Source organism: Microbispora sp. ZYX-F-249 (genome assembly GCF_039649665.1).
Lineage (GTDB): Bacteria > Actinomycetota > Actinomycetes > Streptosporangiales > Streptosporangiaceae > Microbispora > Microbispora maris.
Genome location: NZ_JBDJAW010000008.1, coordinates 1 through 15,395, shown reverse-complemented (window position 1 = coordinate 15,395; position 15,395 = coordinate 1). Strand labels below are relative to the sequence as shown.

The 15,395-nt window shown below is 71.9% G+C and carries 16 protein-coding genes; 4 read left to right on the top strand and 12 right to left on the bottom strand.

Annotation, left to right across the window (positions count from 1 at the left end; translation table 11 throughout):
- Nucleotides 1-92: 92 nt before the first annotated feature.
- From AAH991_RS12200 to AAH991_RS12155, 10 genes are all read right to left on the bottom strand, one after another.
- The gene (locus tag AAH991_RS12200; protein ID WP_346225889.1) at nucleotides 93-1,514 is read right to left on the bottom strand and encodes an acyl-CoA carboxylase subunit beta; all 1,422 of its coding nucleotides are present in this window, start codon (nucleotides 1,512-1,514) and stop codon (nucleotides 93-95) included.
- A 14-nt stretch (nucleotides 1,515-1,528) separates the two neighbouring features.
- A complete protein-coding gene (gene fabF, locus AAH991_RS12195) occupies nucleotides 1,529-2,761 on the bottom strand; it encodes a beta-ketoacyl-ACP synthase II (RefSeq protein ID WP_346225888.1) in 1,233 nt (410 codons plus the stop codon).
- A 119-nt stretch (nucleotides 2,762-2,880) separates the two neighbouring features.
- A complete protein-coding gene (locus AAH991_RS12190) occupies nucleotides 2,881-3,120 on the bottom strand; it encodes an acyl carrier protein (protein ID WP_169984581.1) in 240 nt (79 codons plus the stop codon).
- An 80-nt stretch (nucleotides 3,121-3,200) separates the two neighbouring features.
- Nucleotides 3,201-4,157, bottom strand: a complete 957-nt coding sequence (locus tag AAH991_RS12185; protein WP_346225887.1) for a beta-ketoacyl-ACP synthase III — start codon at nucleotides 4,155-4,157, stop codon at nucleotides 3,201-3,203.
- Nucleotides 4,154-5,050, bottom strand: coding sequence for an ACP S-malonyltransferase (locus AAH991_RS12180; protein ID WP_346225886.1), 897 nt, complete (start codon nucleotides 5,048-5,050; stop codon nucleotides 4,154-4,156). Before AAH991_RS12180 ends, AAH991_RS12185 begins: the two co-directional genes overlap by 4 nt.
- Before the next feature lie 117 nt (nucleotides 5,051-5,167).
- Nucleotides 5,168-6,316 carry a PucR family transcriptional regulator gene (locus AAH991_RS12175; protein ID WP_346226074.1) on the bottom strand — a complete coding sequence of 383 codons (1,149 nt, stop codon included), beginning with the start codon at nucleotides 6,314-6,316 and terminating at the stop codon, nucleotides 5,168-5,170.
- 213 nt (nucleotides 6,317-6,529) lie between these two features.
- Complete coding sequence (locus AAH991_RS12170; protein ID WP_346225885.1) at nucleotides 6,530-8,176, bottom strand: DUF2079 domain-containing protein; 1,647 nt, start codon at nucleotides 8,174-8,176, stop codon at nucleotides 6,530-6,532.
- Between the two features lie 148 nt (nucleotides 8,177-8,324).
- Nucleotides 8,325-8,768 (bottom strand): DUF350 domain-containing protein, encoded by a 444-nt coding sequence (locus tag AAH991_RS12165; protein ID WP_346225884.1) that lies wholly within the window; start codon nucleotides 8,766-8,768, stop codon nucleotides 8,325-8,327.
- A 14-nt stretch (nucleotides 8,769-8,782) separates the two neighbouring features.
- Complete coding sequence (locus tag AAH991_RS12160) at nucleotides 8,783-9,946, bottom strand: glutathionylspermidine synthase family protein (protein ID WP_346225883.1); 1,164 nt, start codon at nucleotides 9,944-9,946, stop codon at nucleotides 8,783-8,785.
- A gap of 3 nt (nucleotides 9,947-9,949) precedes the next feature.
- On the bottom strand, nucleotides 9,950-10,363 hold the full coding sequence (locus AAH991_RS12155; protein WP_346225882.1) for a hypothetical protein: 414 nt from the start codon (nucleotides 10,361-10,363) through the stop codon (nucleotides 9,950-9,952).
- 212 nt (nucleotides 10,364-10,575) lie between these two features.
- On the opposite strand from AAH991_RS12155, the gene AAH991_RS12150 reads away from it, so the two are divergent.
- The 4 genes from AAH991_RS12150 to AAH991_RS12135 all read left to right on the top strand — a co-directional run bounded on the left by AAH991_RS12150 (nucleotide 10,576) and on the right by AAH991_RS12135 (nucleotide 13,501).
- Nucleotides 10,576-11,592 (top strand): PHP domain-containing protein, encoded by a 1,017-nt coding sequence (locus AAH991_RS12150; RefSeq protein ID WP_346225881.1) that lies wholly within the window; start codon nucleotides 10,576-10,578, stop codon nucleotides 11,590-11,592.
- A 69-nt stretch (nucleotides 11,593-11,661) separates the two neighbouring features.
- Nucleotides 11,662-12,120 (top strand): helix-turn-helix transcriptional regulator, encoded by a 459-nt coding sequence (locus tag AAH991_RS12145; protein WP_346225880.1) that lies wholly within the window; start codon nucleotides 11,662-11,664, stop codon nucleotides 12,118-12,120.
- 128 nt (nucleotides 12,121-12,248) lie between these two features.
- Nucleotides 12,249-12,962 (top strand): helix-turn-helix transcriptional regulator, encoded by a 714-nt coding sequence (locus AAH991_RS12140; protein WP_346225879.1) that lies wholly within the window; start codon nucleotides 12,249-12,251, stop codon nucleotides 12,960-12,962.
- Between the two features lie 146 nt (nucleotides 12,963-13,108).
- Complete coding sequence (locus tag AAH991_RS12135; protein WP_346225878.1) at nucleotides 13,109-13,501, top strand: VOC family protein; 393 nt, start codon at nucleotides 13,109-13,111, stop codon at nucleotides 13,499-13,501.
- A 559-nt stretch (nucleotides 13,502-14,060) separates the two neighbouring features.
- Here AAH991_RS12135 and AAH991_RS12130 read toward each other — a convergent pair.
- Together AAH991_RS12130 and AAH991_RS12125 are read right to left on the bottom strand one after the other, a co-directional pair.
- Entirely contained in the window at nucleotides 14,061-14,639 is a 579-nt protein-coding gene (locus tag AAH991_RS12130; RefSeq protein WP_346225877.1) for a hypothetical protein, read from the bottom strand.
- Nucleotides 14,636-15,304, bottom strand: coding sequence for a hypothetical protein (locus tag AAH991_RS12125; protein ID WP_346225876.1), 669 nt, complete (start codon nucleotides 15,302-15,304; stop codon nucleotides 14,636-14,638). The genes AAH991_RS12130 and AAH991_RS12125 overlap by 4 nt, the downstream gene beginning before the upstream one ends.
- Nucleotides 15,305-15,395: the final 91 nt, after the last annotated feature.

The following is a 15,395-nucleotide window of genomic DNA, read 5'->3' as shown; positions in this document are numbered from 1 at the left end:
TTGTCGCCGAACGTCAAGTAATCGACGGCCGTCCCGCGAAAACGCGGAAGCGCCGGTCCCCGGGGGCGGGGACCGGCGCTTCCGGTGACTCGTCAGAGCGGGATGTTGCCGTGGGCGCCCCGGGCCGGGGTGGCCTGGGCGAGCACCCGGGCGATCGCGCCGCGCGTCTTGGCCGGCTCGATCACCTCGTCGATGACGCCGAGGTCGAGGGCGCGCTGGAGGCCGCCCGCGGCCTTCTCGTGCTCCTCGGCCAGCCGGGCCTCGAGCGCGGAGCGCTCCTCCTCGGGGGCGGCCGCGAGCTCACGCCGCTTGAGGATGCGCACCGCGGCGACCGCGCCCATGACCGCCACCTCGATGTTCGGCCAGGCGAACACCCGGGTCGCGCCGAGCGAGCGGGAGTTCATCGCGATGTACGCCCCGCCGTACGCCTTACGGGTGATCAGCGTGACGCGGGGCACGGACGCCTCGGCGAACGCGTGCAGCAGCTTCGCGCCGCGCCGGACGATCCCGTCGTGCTCCTGGCCGACCCCGGGGAGGTAGCCGGGCACGTCCACGAGCACCACCAGAGGCACCCCGAAGGCGTCGCACATCCGGACGAACCGAGCGGCCTTCTCCGCCGAGGTGGAGTCGAGGCAGCCGCCGAGCCGCATGGGGTTGTTGGCGATGACGCCGACCGTGCGGCCGCCGAGCCGGCCCAGGGTGGTGACGATGTTCGGCGCCCACTTGGGGTGCAGCTCCACGCCGGGCTCGTCGAGCAGCCCGTTCACCAGCGGATGCACGTCGTAGGCGCGGCGGGGGTTGTCGGGGAGCAGGCTGCCGAATTCGACCTCGTCCACCTCGCCGCGCACCCGGCCCTGGTGGCCGAGCAGGCTGGCGAGCTGACGGGCCCGCAGCATCGCCTCGGGCTCGTCCTTGGTGACGACGTGGACGACGCCGCTGCGCTTGCTGTGCGGCTCCGGACCGCCGAGCGAGGCCATGTCGGTCTCCTCGCCGGTCACGCTGCGTACGACGTCCGGCCCGGTGACGAAGATGCGGCCGTTGTCGGCGAGGATCACGATGTCGGTCAGGGCGGGGCCGTAGGCGCCGCCGCCGGCCACCGGGCCGACCACGACGGAGATCTGGGGGACCAGGCCCGACGCCTTGGTCATGGCGGTGAACACGCGGCCCACGGCGTGCAGCGACTCCACACCCTCGGCGAGGCGGGCGCCGCCGGAGTGCCAGAGGCCGATGATCGGCACCCGTTCGCGCACGGCCACGTCGTAGGCGTGGACGATGTGCTCGCAGCCCTCCGCGCCCATCGCGCCGCCCTGGACACGGGCGTCGCTGCAGAACGCCACGACCGGCACGCCCTCGACGCGGCCGGTCACCGCCAGCACGCCGCTCCTGTCCTCGGGGGTGATCGTCCGGATCGACCCCTCGTCCAGCAGGTGGCCGAGGCGCACCAGGGGGTCACGAGGATCGACGGCGGCCGCGTCGGCGGCGTCGGCCACCGTCCTGCTGTCGAGCACTGTCATTCGAGACTCCCTTGTCAAACCGTCGTGAAGGCCACGGCGACGTTGTGTCCGCCGAACCCGAAGGAGTTGTTGATCGCGGCGAGCTGGTCGCCCTCGAGCTTGCGCGGCTCGCCGCGGACGAGGTCGACCTCGATGCCGTCGGCCGGGTCGTCCAGGTTCGCGATGGCCGGCACGATCCGCTCGTGCAGGGCGAGAATGGTGAAGATCGACTCGATGCCGCCGGCGCCGCCGAGGAGGTGGCCGGTCATCGACTTGGTGGCGGTGACGATCGCGTGGCCGCCGATGGCCTCCTTGATCGCACGGGCCTCGATCTCGTCACCGAGCGGGGTCGACGTGGCGTGGGCGTTGACGTGGACGACGTCCGACGGGGCGAGGTCCGCGTTCCTGAGGGCCCGGAGCATGGCCTCCTGGCCGCCCTTGCCGTCCGGGTCGAGCCCGGTGATGTGGTAGGCGTCGCTGGTGTAACCGGCTCCGGCGGCCACGGCGTAGATGCGGGCGCCGCGGGCCAGGGCGTGCTCCTCCGACTCCAGCACCACGATGCCCGCGCCCTCGCCGAGCACGAAGCCGTCGCGGCCCTTGTCGAACGGGCGGGAGGCGCGCTCGGGCTCGTCGTTGCGGGTCGACATGGCCCGCGCGGCGGCGAACGACGCCACGTTCAGACCGTGGATCGCCGCCTCGGTGCCGCCGGCGACCACCACGTCGGCACGGCCGGAACGGATCATGTCGATGCCGTAGCCGATGGACTCCGCGCCGGTGGCGCAGGCGCTGACCGTGGCGTGCGCGCCGGCCTTGGCGCCCAGCTCGATGCTGATCCAACCGGCCGAGCCGTTGGGCATGAGCATGGGCACGGTGAACGGCGACAGCCGGTTCCAGCCCTTCTCGCGGTAGAGGTCGTAGGCGGACAGGATCGTTCCGATGCCGCCGATGCCGCTGCCGACCACCACGCCCAGCCGCTCCCCGTCCACCTCGGGGGCGCCCGCGTCCTGCCAGGCCTGCCTGGCGGCGATCAGGGCGAACTGCTCGGCCCGGTCGAGCCTCCTGGCCTCGGGCCGGGGAAGCACCTCGCCGGGGTCGACGGCCGCCACACCGGCGAACTTCACCGGCACGGTGTCGACCCAGTCCTCGGTGAGCGTGCGGATGCCCGACCGCCCCTCGAGGAGCGCCGACCAGGTCGATGCGACGTCTCCACCGAGGGGCGTCGTCGCGCCGAGCCCGGTGACTACGACACGTACCCGGTCCTTACTCACTTGTCTGCACTCCTCTTGCGTATGGGCGTGAAAGGGGGCCGGACGCGCCCTGTCGTCTCATCGGAGGCGGGGCGGGCACGTCCGCGCGGCCGTCGTACGGCGGGGACTAGGGATACGCCCTAGGCCTGGATGAAGCTGATGACGTCCTTGACGGTCTTCAGGTGCTTGAGCTGGTCGTCGGGGATCTCGACGCCGAACTCGTCCTGGGCCGCGACGGCGATCTCGACCATGGAGAGCGAGTCGATGTCCAGGTCGTCCACGAAGCTCTTCTCCGGGGTGACCTCGTCGGCCGGGATGCCGGTGATCTCGTTGATGATCTTGCCGAGGCCCGCGAGGATCTCCTGCTCGGTCAGTGCCATGTCGCGACTACTCCTTGGATTTTCTGTCTTCCGGGTTTTCTGGGTTGCCCCAGCTCTGTACGGCAGGCCGTACAAGTTCCTCAGGGGATCTCGATCACCTGGGAGGCGTAGGTGAGACCGGCGCCGAAGCCCAGCAGCAGGGCCAGGTCGCCCGACCGGACCTCGCCGCGCTCGATCATGCGGGAGAGCGCGAGCGGGATCGACGCGGCGGAGGTGTTGCCGGCGAGCACGATGTCCTTGGCGACGACGGCCTTGTCGGCGCCCAGCTTGCGCGCGATGGCCTCGACGATCCGCAGGTTCGCCTGGTGGGGGACGAACGCGTCCAGGTCGGCGGGGTCCACCCCCGCACGCTCGCAGGCGAGCTTGGCCACCGGGTGAAGCGCGGTGGTGGCCCAGCGGAACACCGTCTGGCCTTCCTGGTGGAGGAAGGAATTGCGGTCCTTGATGGTGATCGCCTCGGCCTTGTCGCCGGCGCTGCCCCAGGCCACCGGGCCGATGCCCGGCTGGTCGGAGGGGCCCACGACCGCGGCGCCCGCGCCGTCGGCGAAGATGACGACGGTCGACCGGTCGTCGGGGTCGACCCACTGGGTGAGCTTCTCGCTGCCGACGACCAGCACGTTGGTCGCCGAGCCCGACCGCACCGCGTCGGACGCGGCGGCCAGCGCGTAGCAGAACCCGGCGCAGGCGGCGTTGACGTCGAAGGCGCCGGGGGCCGTGATGCCGAGCCGGTGGGCGACGCGGCCCGCGGCGTTGGGGATGGGCGCCTCGATCGTGCAGGTCGCCACGATCACCAGGTCGATGTCGTCGCTCGACAGGCCGCTGGCCGCCAGGGCCTTGCCGCCCGCCTGCACCGCGAGGTCGATCTCCGACTCCTCCGGGCCCGCCACGCGGCGTTCCTTGATGCCGACGCGGCTCTGGATCCACTCGTCGTTGGTGTCGATCCGGGCGGCGAGGTCGTCGTTGGTCACGACCTGGGCGGGCTGGTAGCCGCCGAAGGCGAGCACCCTCGCCGCGGGAGCGCCTTGGCCGAGCCTCACTTCAGCACCTCCCGGGCGGTGTCCAGGTCGGCGGGGGTCTTGAGCGCCACGGTCTTCACGCCGGGCAGGGCGCGCCGGGCCAGGCCCGTCAGCGTGCCGCCGGGCAGCAGCTCGATCATGGCGGTGACGCCGCGCTCGGCCATCGTCGCCATGCAGGCGTCCCACCGGACCGGGTTGGCCACCTGGTTCACCAGCCGGTCCAGGAACTCACCACCACCGGCGACGGCCGCGCCGTCGGCGTTGGACAGCAGCGTGACCGACGGGTCCGCGGGGGTGAGCGCCGCGGCCTCGGCACGCAGATGGTCGACGGCGGGGGCCATGTGGACGGTGTGGAAGGCTCCGGCGACCGCCAGGGGACGTACCCGGGCCTTCTCCGGCGGCTCGGCCGCGAAGGCCTCGAGCTGCGCCCGCGTGCCGCCCGCGACGATCTGACCCGCGCCGTTTATGTTGGCGGGGGTCAGCCCGTGCTTGGAGATCACGGTGAGGACGTCCTCCTCCACGCCGCCGAGAACCGCGCTCATGCCGGTCTCGGTGACGGCGGCGGCCTTGGCCATGGCCCGGCCGCGCTCGCGCACCAGGGCGAGGGCCTGCTCGGGGGTCAGCACACCGGCGATCGCGGCGGCGGCGAGCTCGCCCACGCTGTGCCCGGCGACCATGTCCGGCCGGACCCCGAGAATCTCGGACGACGCCAGGGCGGCCGCCACCAGCAGGGGCTGGGCCACGGCGGTGTCGCGGATCTCGTCGGCGCCGGCGGTCGTTCCGTACGACACGAGGTCGAGCTCCACGATCTCCGACCACGCGGAGATGCGCTCGCGGAACTCGGGGATCTCGAGCCACGGACTGAGGAATCCTGGGGTCTGGGCGCCTTGGCCCGGAGCGACGATGACGAGCACGTACTCAACCCTGCCCTGTAGAGGTTCACCACACTGATGGAGATCCGAACGAACTTTGTGGCCGCCGCGTTGTGGGGTACCTACAGTTTCGGTGTCGAGAAGATTAAGGCACCCGGCTCAGGTTACGGACAGGCGCCCGAGTATGAGACCCACCTGGAGGGTGAATGCGGACCGTCCCTCGGTGGGTTGGTACCCGGTCAGTTCCGTGATCTTACGTAGACGGTACCGCACGGTGTTGGGGTGGACGAACAGCAGCCGGGCGGTCGCCTCGAGGGAGGTCCCCTGCTCCAGGTACGTCGCGAGCGTGTCGAGCAGCGGGGTCCCGGCGAGCGGCTTGTAGACGTTCTCCACCAGCTGGGCCCGGGCGTCCTCGTCGCCGTCCAGCGCGCGCTCGGCCAGCAGGTCCTCGGCGAGCACCGGGCGCGGGGCGTCGGGCCAGCCGGCGGCGGCGCGCAGGCCCGCGATGGCGGCGCGGGCCGACCTGGCCGCCGCGTGCAGGTCGGGCACCTCGGGCCCGATGACGACGGGCCCGGGACCGAAGCGCGCCACGACGCCGCGCGCCGCGTCCTTGACGCCGTCCGCGCCGCCCACGATCACGATGAGCCGGTCGCCCTGCACCCCGGCGAGCAGCTCGTGGCCGAGACGGCGGCCCTTGTCGCGCAGTCCGTCGATGACGCTCTGCGGGTCCTCGTCCGGGGCGTACCCGGCGAAGACGACGACCGGCGCGGAGGTCCAGCCGAGCGCGGCGGCCCACGAGTGCAGCCCGTCGTCGACCTGGCCGCGCACCAGCGCGTCCACGATGAGCGCCTCCAGCCGCGCGTCCCACGAGCCGCGCGCCTCGGCCTCCCTGGCGTACACCTGCGCGGCGGCGAAGGCGACGTCGCGCGTGTAGCGCAGCATCGCGTGCCGCAGCAGCTCCGCGCCGCCGGGCGCGGCCAGCTCCTCGACCTGGGCCTCGACGACCTCGACGACGATGCGGACGAGGTCGACCGTCTGCTGGAGCGACACGCTGCGCTTGAGCTCGCGCGGCGCGGTGCCGAAGAACTCGATGCTCGGCGTCGGCCGTCCCTCGCCCGCGTGGCCGAACCACTCCACGAACGCCGCGATGCCGGCCTGCGCCACCAGGCCGACCCACGACCTGTCCTCCGCCGACAGCGCGCGGTACCAGGCCAGCCGCTCCTCCATCCGGGCCATCGCGGCCGTCCCGAGGCTGCCCATGGCACGGTCGAGCCGTCGCGCCGTGTCCTCCCGGATCCTGTCGCTCATCGGCACACCGTCTCCGGCCACACCGTCTCCGGCCACACCGTCTCCGGCCACACCGTCTCCGGCCACCCGGGCGACGTCGCCCTGCCCGTCCGTACGCACCTGTCCGCCGCTCCCCGTGCCCCGCTCGCTCACGCCCTCTAGCGTGCCAGGTCATCCCGTAGATCGTGCCGTACGGGGGCGTGGACGGCGTCGCCGCAGGTGGGAACGGCGGCGTCAGGCCCCGATGCGGTGCAGGACGACGATGTCCTCGCGGTCGAGGCGCATCTCGTAGCCCTCGGAGAGGTAGCTGTTGATCAGGCCGCGCAGGTCGTTGTTGACCGAGGCCACGATCCAGGGCGTGCCGCGCTTCTGGTAGTCCCACCACAGCACGGTCGTCCGGCCGGACAGCCGCGCGCCGAAGTCGTCGGTCGCCTCCACCACGACGCCGTCGGGAACCAGGCTCATGGCCTGCTCCCGGGCCGCCGTACGCGGGTCGGGATGGTAGAAGTCGGGGTTCATCAGGTTGTCGAACGGCCGGTAGGGGACCGTGGTGACCGCGACCGCGAAGACCGCGGCGGCGTAGGCCAGCCGCAGGCCGTGCCCGGGGCGCGGCACCCCCCGCCGCTCCAGCCACCGGATCAGCCGGGCGGCGCCGTCCACCCCGGCCATCAGCAGGATCACGATGACGAACGCGTCGTAGTGCCAGCCGGTCGACCACCAGTTGTCCGAGTCGGCCAGCAGTCGCTCCAGGATCAGCGGCAGCGCCGCCAGGACCAGCGGGGACAGCAGGCACAGGAACAGCGCCGGCCACAGCAGCAGGCCCCAGGTGTCCCACTTCGAGTGGTCGTCGAAGAGCATGGCCACGAACTCGTGCGGCCGCGTGACCGCGCTCCACAGCATCTGCGGCAGGTCCTCGCCGAGCTTGGAGTAGCGCGTGTAGTAGGCCGGGTTGCCGCCCGCCATCGGGATCAGGAACTTGCGCACCACCTCGAACACGGCCACTCCGGCGACGGCCAGCCCGGCGCCGAGCCTGCGCTGCCCGGTGAGGAACAGCCACACGCCGAGGCCCGCCACCATGAGGCCCAGGTCCTCCTTGGTGAGCAGCAGGCCGAGCACCGCGAGCAGCCCGGGCAGCCGCCGTCCGGCGTGCAGCCGCTCGATGGCGATCGCGCTCAGCAGCGGCACGAAGGCGACCTCGTGGAACTCCACCGCCGTCGCCTGCGCGATCGGCCAGGAGATCGCGTACGCGGCGGAGACGAGGTAGGCGTGGGGGGTGCCCAGCACACGGCGGGTGAACATCCAGATGAACGGGATGGCCAGGGCGAACAGCACGGCCTGCGCCACGAGGAGCGTCTCGGGTCCGTCGTGGAGCCAGTAGAAGGGCGCCAGCACGGCCAGGATCGGTGAGAAGTGGTCGGCGAGCTGGACGTAGTCCATTCCGAGGCCGCCGGTGACCCCGCGCAGCGGCACCGTGGGCGCGGAGAAGCGCGAGTATCCCCGCACCGCCTGGTCGAAGATGACGAGGTCGTAGGTGGCCACCTGGAAGTGGGCGAACCTGAGCAGCGACAGGGTCCAGTTCAGGGCCGCCGACAGCCCGCACAGCACGGACACCGCGATCAGGTGCCGGTGGGACCTCAGGAACCGTCCGGCCGGACCCCGGGGCGCGCTCTCAGCGGCCCGGTCGCCCCGCTGCTCCTCCGATTCGGCGGCGGTGGCGCCGGTCGCATCGGCCGCGTCGGCCGCCCGGGGGCCTGCCGTGTCCTCCGGCTCCGCGACGGCCGTTCCGTCCACGGCGGCTGCCTCCAGGGTGTCGTCGGGGTCGCTGGCTTTCCGGGGCGACTCCTCCGCCGGTTGCCCGGGCGTCGTGGTCCCCGTGATCATGAGGAGGAGAGTAGGCCCTCGGGGCGGGAACGGTCTATACGGGCGTACCCGCGCAAACTTCTGCGCGGGACGCCCGCCGCTCCCACCTGCGCGTCCTCCCGCCGGCCGATGAATGTTTCACGGCGCGCGGGACCACGCGCGTACGAGGTCAGATGACGGCGACGGCCGTGATGAGGCCGATGAAGAAGTGCGTCACGCCGAGGAGCACGGCGGCGGGCTGCAGCGTGGTCTCGCGGACGAGCTCGCGCACCGAGATGCCGGCGACCTTGTCGAAGGCGACCATGCCGAGCGTCTGCACGGCGATGCCCACCAGGCCGAACACGAGCGTCGCGAGGAGCCCTTCCTGCAGGACGCCGCCCGACGACCAGATGGAGGCCGCCACGACGAGCCCGACGCCGGCGACGCTGGAGGCGGCCAGCACCGTGGCGTTGGGGTTGCGGTCGGTACGGATGATCTTGCTGAGCCTGCCGGGCGTCGCCAGGTCGATGACGTAGAACCCGGCGACGAGCAGCAGCACGCCCAGGATGGCGTACGCGAGGATCGCCAGGGAGCCGTGCGCGAGCACGTCGGCGATGGAGGTCTTGGTGTCCACGGGGGCCTTCGCTTTCAGCCGTGAATGCGGTGGGGGACGAAAGAGGACGTGTCGTCGGTGACGAGGCCGGAGGTCTCCCGGATGCCGAGCCCGGCCGACTCGTCGTCGACCATCCAGGCGCCGAGCACCGGACGCCAGCCGTCGAACTCGGGCAGCGGCAGGAACTCCTGGTAGACGAAGCCCTCCGTGCCGTACTCGCCCGCGGTCTCCATCTCGACGCCCGGCGCGGCGATCCGCATCGAGGCGCCCTCGCGGCCGAGCAGCGGCTTGCGCACGTAGCCGGGACCGCCGGCCAGCTCGCGGGGACCGTCGAGGTAGGCGGGCAGCAGGTTGGGGTGGCCCGGATACAGCTCCCAGAGGATCGCCAGCAGGGCCTTGTTGGACAGCAGCATCTTCCACAGCGGCTCGATCCACGTCATCGAGACCTGCTGCGCGAGCGCGTGCGGCGCGAACGGCTCGGCGACGATCCACTCCCAGGGGTACAGCTTGCACAGCGTGCGGACGACCCGGTGCTCCAGGTCGACGAACCGGCGGTTGAGCGGGTCCCAGCCGATGTCCTCCATGGCGATCGCCGCCGTGACGAGCCCGGCCTGCTCCGCGGTCTCCTGGAGGTAGCCGATGGTCATCGCCTCCTCGCCCGTCTCGTCGGCGCTGGTCCACGCGAAGTGGGCCGGGCCCGTCTGGAGCGTGAGCGACTTCCAGCGGTCGACCAGGCGCTCGTGGATCGAGTTCCACTGGTCGTCCTCGGGATACACGTCCTTGAGCCAGAACCACTGCACGACGGAGCTCTCGACCAGGCTGGTCGGGGTGTCGGCGTTGTACTCCAGCAGCTTGGCCGGTCCCGTGCCGTCGTAGCGCAGGTCGAACCGGCCGAAGACGTGCGGGTCGCGCCGCCGCCACGACTCCGCGACCGCCGCGCGGCAGTGCGGCGGGATGCCGAGGTCGGCGAACCGGTCGGAGGCCACGATGTGGCCGGCCGCGGCCAGGCACATCCGGTGCAGCTCCTCGACCTGCTCCTCCAGGGACAGGACCTCGTCCATGGTGAAGACGTAGTGGGCGCTCTCGTCCCAGTACGGCCGGGTGAGTCCCTCGGGGTGGGCGGAGCGGTGGAACGCGAGCCCCTGCGACTCGATGAGGGCGGCCCAGTTCTCCCTGGGCGCCGAGGTCGTTCTGCGCATCCGTCAGCCGCCGCGGCTGCCGTGGCCGAATCCGAACCCGCCCCGCTGGACCACGCGCCCGGTACGGGTGGTGATGTGCGCGTCGGCCGGCCGGATCGTCGTGCCGTGGTAGACGCGGCCTCCGTTGCGGGTGCCGCCGTAGTACCAGCGGTACGCGCCGTGCGAGCCGGAGTAGTGGCTGTGGCCGTCGTCATCGTCGTCGCAGTAGGAGTCGTCGACGACGACGTACGACCCGTCCGGGTTCATCGTGGAGGTGTCCACGCAGTCCGCGCCGACCTCCTCGTAGTCGTCGTCCTGGGCCGCGCAGAAGCCGACGACGAGGACGGACAGGACGCCCAGCGTGCCGAGCTTGATCATGGTGGAGGACTTGACGCCGCTCGCGGGAGGCGTCGCCGCCGGCCGCGGCGCGCCGCTCATCGCCATGGGATGGGTGGGCAAGGAGGAGTTGCCGGGCGGCGGTGTCTTCGGTGGGGGGCTCTCCCCGGGCTCTGCCAATCGGGCTCCTGCTTGTCGAGATCGGCACACATTATCGTCTGGCTGGACGAACGGGACAGGCGGGCCTGAGGTTCCTGATGAGTCTGTTATGTCTCGTCCAGCCGATACTCCGTACGCCGGGTAGCGTGCCGGATGTGGATCCCGTCGAGGCACTCAAGCGCATCGCCTTCCTGCTGGAACGGGCCGGCGAGCCGACGTACCGCGTGCGCGCCTTCCGCGGCGCCGCCGCCGTGATCGAGGGCCTGCCCCGCGAGGAGCTGGTGCGGCTCGCGCGCACCGGCGGCCTGACGGACCTGAAGGGCATCGGCAAGGTCACGGCCCTGGCCGTCACGGAGGCACTGGACGGCGCCGTGCCGACCTACCTGCGGCGGCTGGAGGACACCAAGGACGTCGACCTGGACGAGGCCGCGCAGGCGCTGCGGTCGGCGCTGCGCGGCGACTTCCACAGCCACTCCGACTGGTCGGACGGCGGGTCGCCCATCGAGGAGATGGCCGAGGCCGCCCGCGCGCACGGTCACGAGTACCTCGCGCTGACCGACCACTCGCCCCGGCTGACCGTCGCGCACGGCCTGTCCGCGGACCGGCTGCGGCGGCAGCTCGACGCGGTCGCCGGGCTCAACGAGCGGTACGCCGGGGACGGCGGCCCGCCGTTCCGGATCCTGACCGGCATCGAGGTGGACATCAACACCGACGGCTCGCTCGACCAGGAGCCCGAGCTGCTCGAGCGGCTGGACGTCGTGGTGGCGAGCGTCCACTCGCTGCTGCGGATGGACGCCGCGGAGATGACCCGGCGGATGGTCACGGCGGTGGCCGACCCCAACGTGGACGTCCTCGGGCACTGCACCGGCCGCGTCGTACGCGGACGAGGGCGGCCGGAGTCCCGGTTCGACGCCGAGATCGTCTTCGAGGCGTGCCGGAGGTTCGGGGTCGCGGTGGAGATCAATTCCCGGCCCGACCGGCTCGACCCGCCCAAGCGCCTGATGCGGCTGGCGTACGAGATGGGCTGCGAGTTCGCCGTCGACTCCGACGCCCACGCGCCGGGCCAGCTCGACTGGCAGCGGTTCGGGTGTGAGCGCGCGGCCCTGTGCGGGATACCGCCCGAGCGCATCCGCAACACCCGTCCCTGGGGGACTCCTGCGCCCTTGGGGTGATAGTGCTGTGGCGTCCGAGTGAGGTGTGTTAGGCGGGTTTCGCCGGACTGATCGACGTAGCGTCGAATCATGAAACGCCGCGACGCGCTGGTGAAGGAGCTGGAATCCGGCGGGTGCCTGTCGGCGCGCGAGCTCGCCTCGCGCCTCGGGGTCAGCAGGAGCACCGTCGTGCGCGACGTCGCGAAGCTCCGGGAGGCCGGGGTCCCGATCCGGCTCGACCAGGGCGGGTACGCGCTCGCGGGCCCCGACTCGGTGAAGCGCGCCATCGACACGGCGTTGCGCGGGCGGCACGTGCTGCGCCTGGAATACGCCAACAGCAAGGGCGTGCCCACCGTCAGGGACGTCGAGCCGAGCATCTGCCTCGGCGGCAGGGGCGGCCACTGGTACCTGGTGGCCTGGTGCCGGCTGCGCGACGACGTGCGCGTCTTCCGGCTCGACCGGATCTCCTGGGCGGAGGTCCTGGACGAGCGGTTCCCCGAGCCGGGCCGCGACCGCCTGGCCGAACTCGCCGAGGCCGTCGGCGGCTGACGGACATCCGGCGCCCGCCGCCGCGGCATGCGCTCCGGCTCCTGCCGCTCCCGCCGTGGCCTGCGGGAACGCGCGTCACTCGAACGGGTCAGCGAGAATTGTCGGTGCGGTGGCCTACCCTCTGCGGCGTGAACCGTACCGACCGGCTCTACGCGATCGTCGAGGACCTGCGGGCGATCTCCCCGCGCTGCCGGTCCGCGCGTGAGCTCGCCCTGCGCTTCGAGGTGAGTTCGCGGACCATCGAGCGGGACATCTCCGCGCTGCAGCAGGCCGGCGTGCCCATCTACGCGGAGGTCGGGCGGCGGGGAGGCTACGCGCTGGACAAGAGCATGTCCCTGCCCCCGCTCAACTTCACCCCCGCCGAGGCCGTGGCGGTGGCGATCGCCCTCAGCCGTACAGAACAGCAGCCCTTCGCCGACGACGCGCGCAGCGCGCTGCGCAAGCTCGTCGCCGCCATGCCCGGTCCCGAGGGGGAGCGGGCCCGGCAGCTGGCCGCCCGCGTGCAGATCCTCACCGAGGACAAGCCGGAGTCCCGATACACCGGGTCGATCGGCAGGGTGATCGAGGAGGCCCTGCTCCGGAGCGTCGTCCTGCGCATCCGGTACAGCGACGCGCACGGTGTGCTGACGACCAGGGAGGTGGAGCCCGGGGCGTTCGTCGGCGGGCGGAGCGGATGGTGGTATCTGGTGGCCTGGTGCCGCCTGCGCGACGCCGTCAGGGTGTTCCGGCTCGACCGGATCGCCGAGGCCGTCCTCACCGAGGAGCCGGTGCCCGGCCGGCCCCTTGAGGCGTTCGACGCCGACGTGCCGGACATGATCGCGAGGACACCGGCGCTCGACTGACCCGAGTTTCGAAAAAACGTTCGTGAAATCCTGGAAACGCCGACAGGGGGGTGTCGCCGAAGGGCGGGAGGCTCTACCTCACCGAGAACCCGGAAGCCCGGAAGCCCGGAAGTAGAGCACCGGAAGCAGAGAGAAAGAGAACGACGATGACCACTCCCGCCCCCGCCGTCAACACGGTCGGCTGGTTCGAGATCGCGAGCGACGACCCCGAGGGTGTCCAGCGGTTCTATGGCGACCTGTTCGGCTGGCGCTTCCGCACGGACGAGGACTCGGCCGCCGTCGGCATGGACTACCGGCTCATCAGCTATGACGGTGACGACGAGGTGCGCGGCGGGGTGCTCGGCACCGGCGGGGACATGCCCGGTCACGCCGTCTTCACCGTCCTGGTGCGGGACGTGACCGAGACCTGCCGGAAGGTGGAGGCCCTGGGCGGGAAGGTGCTCAGTGAGGTCGTGGGCAACGAGAGCGGCCCCGACTTCGCCTACCTCCACGACCCGTCCGGCAACCTCTTCGGCGTCTTCGCCCCGGCCGCTTCCTGACCGGCCCGTGTCGCCGGTCGTGGCCGACGAGCCGCGCGTCGGCCGGTGACGAGCCGGCCGGGCCCGGCGGCGACCGGTGACACGCGTGACCGGTGGCAGAGAGCCGGATGCTGCCGGAGCGGAGCAGAAGCTGAAGTCTCGCGACCGGCGGCGGCGCGACCGGTGACACGCGTAATCGGTGACATGTGTGACCGGTGGCAGAGAGCCGGATGCTGCCGGAGCGGAGCAAATCCTGGAACCTCGCGACGGCCGGTCTCCGACCGGCCGGAGCCTACCGAGGCCGTCCGAACGCCCGCCGGGATCCCCCCTCCCGTGCTTCCCCTGCGGCGCCTTTCCCCCGGGCCCTTCCCCTCCGGGCCGTCAGGGCGTTCGGGCGGCCCTTCCCCATTCGCCGGAACCTCACTCGTCGGAACCCCATTCGCCGCGAGCCCTGTTCGCCGGATACGACACAGGAGGGCCGGTCGGATGTGACCGGCCCTCCTGTGACAACCGAATGCTCGGCGGAAGCGTGCCCGATGTGCACCTGCCGCCGGCCGGGGCCGGGCAGGACCGTGCGCGCTCAGCGCCGGGCGTACAGGTTCCTGCGACGGAGGATGAAGACCAAGGCCGCGACGGCGATGACCGCCACGACGGCGATGATGCCGATCTTCAGCGCCATGCCCGAGTCGTCGGCGTCCTGCGCGGCCGACCGCTCGCTGAGCACGGACCCGGATGCCGCCGCCTTCTCCGGATTGAGCGTGGTCGCCGGGGCCTCGGGGACGACGTCGACCGCACCGGCCTTCACCGTCACCGTCTTGCTCGCCTTGGCGGGCTCGGTCGCCTTCACGGTGACCTTCCACTCGCCGCTCGGCAGCGGCTCCGCGGCGTGGTAGAGGTTCTGACCCTCGGGCGCCGACCTCAGCGGCACCGGTCCGAAGGTGCGGCCGTCGGTGGCGGTCGCGGTCAGCGTCGCCTCGACGATCTCCGTGACGGGGTGCTTGTCCTCCTTGTACGTCACCAGAACGTTGACGTTGTGGTCGCCGTCCCCGATCACCTCCAGCTTGATCGGCCCGCCGTGAGCGGAGGCCGCCGGTGCGCCGAGCGTCAGTGCGAGCCCGGCCAGCAGGACGGCGAGGACGTATTTAAGTGCCTTGGTCACGATTCGTGACTCCCCTCAGGTTCGGTGTCGGGGGTGAGCGCTCCATCGCCGGGCGTCGTCGGGAGGAACACGTGCTGGTGCCCGTAGCCGGCGTCGACGTTCACGGCGTCGAGGGCGGTGCCTCCGACCGACCAGGTGAAGAGCGCGTCGGCCCGTTGCCGTACGGCCAGGTCCATGGCGGTGGTGCGGGCCGCTCCGGTGAGGTCCCGCGCGGCCGCATAGGTCTCGACGGTCGTGGCGAGCTGCCGGGCGGCGGAGGCGAGAGTCGACCGCGCCACGTTGGTGGCGGTCTCGCCGGACGGTGGGTCGGCGAAGCCTTCGGCGGCGGCCGCGGCCTCCTTCCGCCAGTTCTCGACGTCGGCCGTGGTCACCACGGCAGGTCCCGCGGTGCCGTCGACGGGCATGGCCCGGCTCAGCCCCTCGACCACCGGCACGAGCCGGTCGCGCGTGGTACGGGCCAGCTCGGTCAGGGCTTTGATCTGTGTCTTGTCGCGGAGGGCGGATTGGGCGCGGATCTCGCTGGCCATCTGCTCGATCGAGCTCGGCCGGGTCGTCCAGAACACCAGGCCGCCGGCGACGAGCGCGCCGATTACGAACGCGGCGACGAGGCCGGGCACCCGGCTGCGGACCGGCTGCTGCCTGGGTGGTCGGTTGATGATCGCCACCTCCTGAGGGGCGGAAGTTGCTGGTCGGGTGGACTGGGTTCGCCCCATGGCACGTGTCGCCGGGGCCGTCGATCCGTTCGCGCTCGTACGG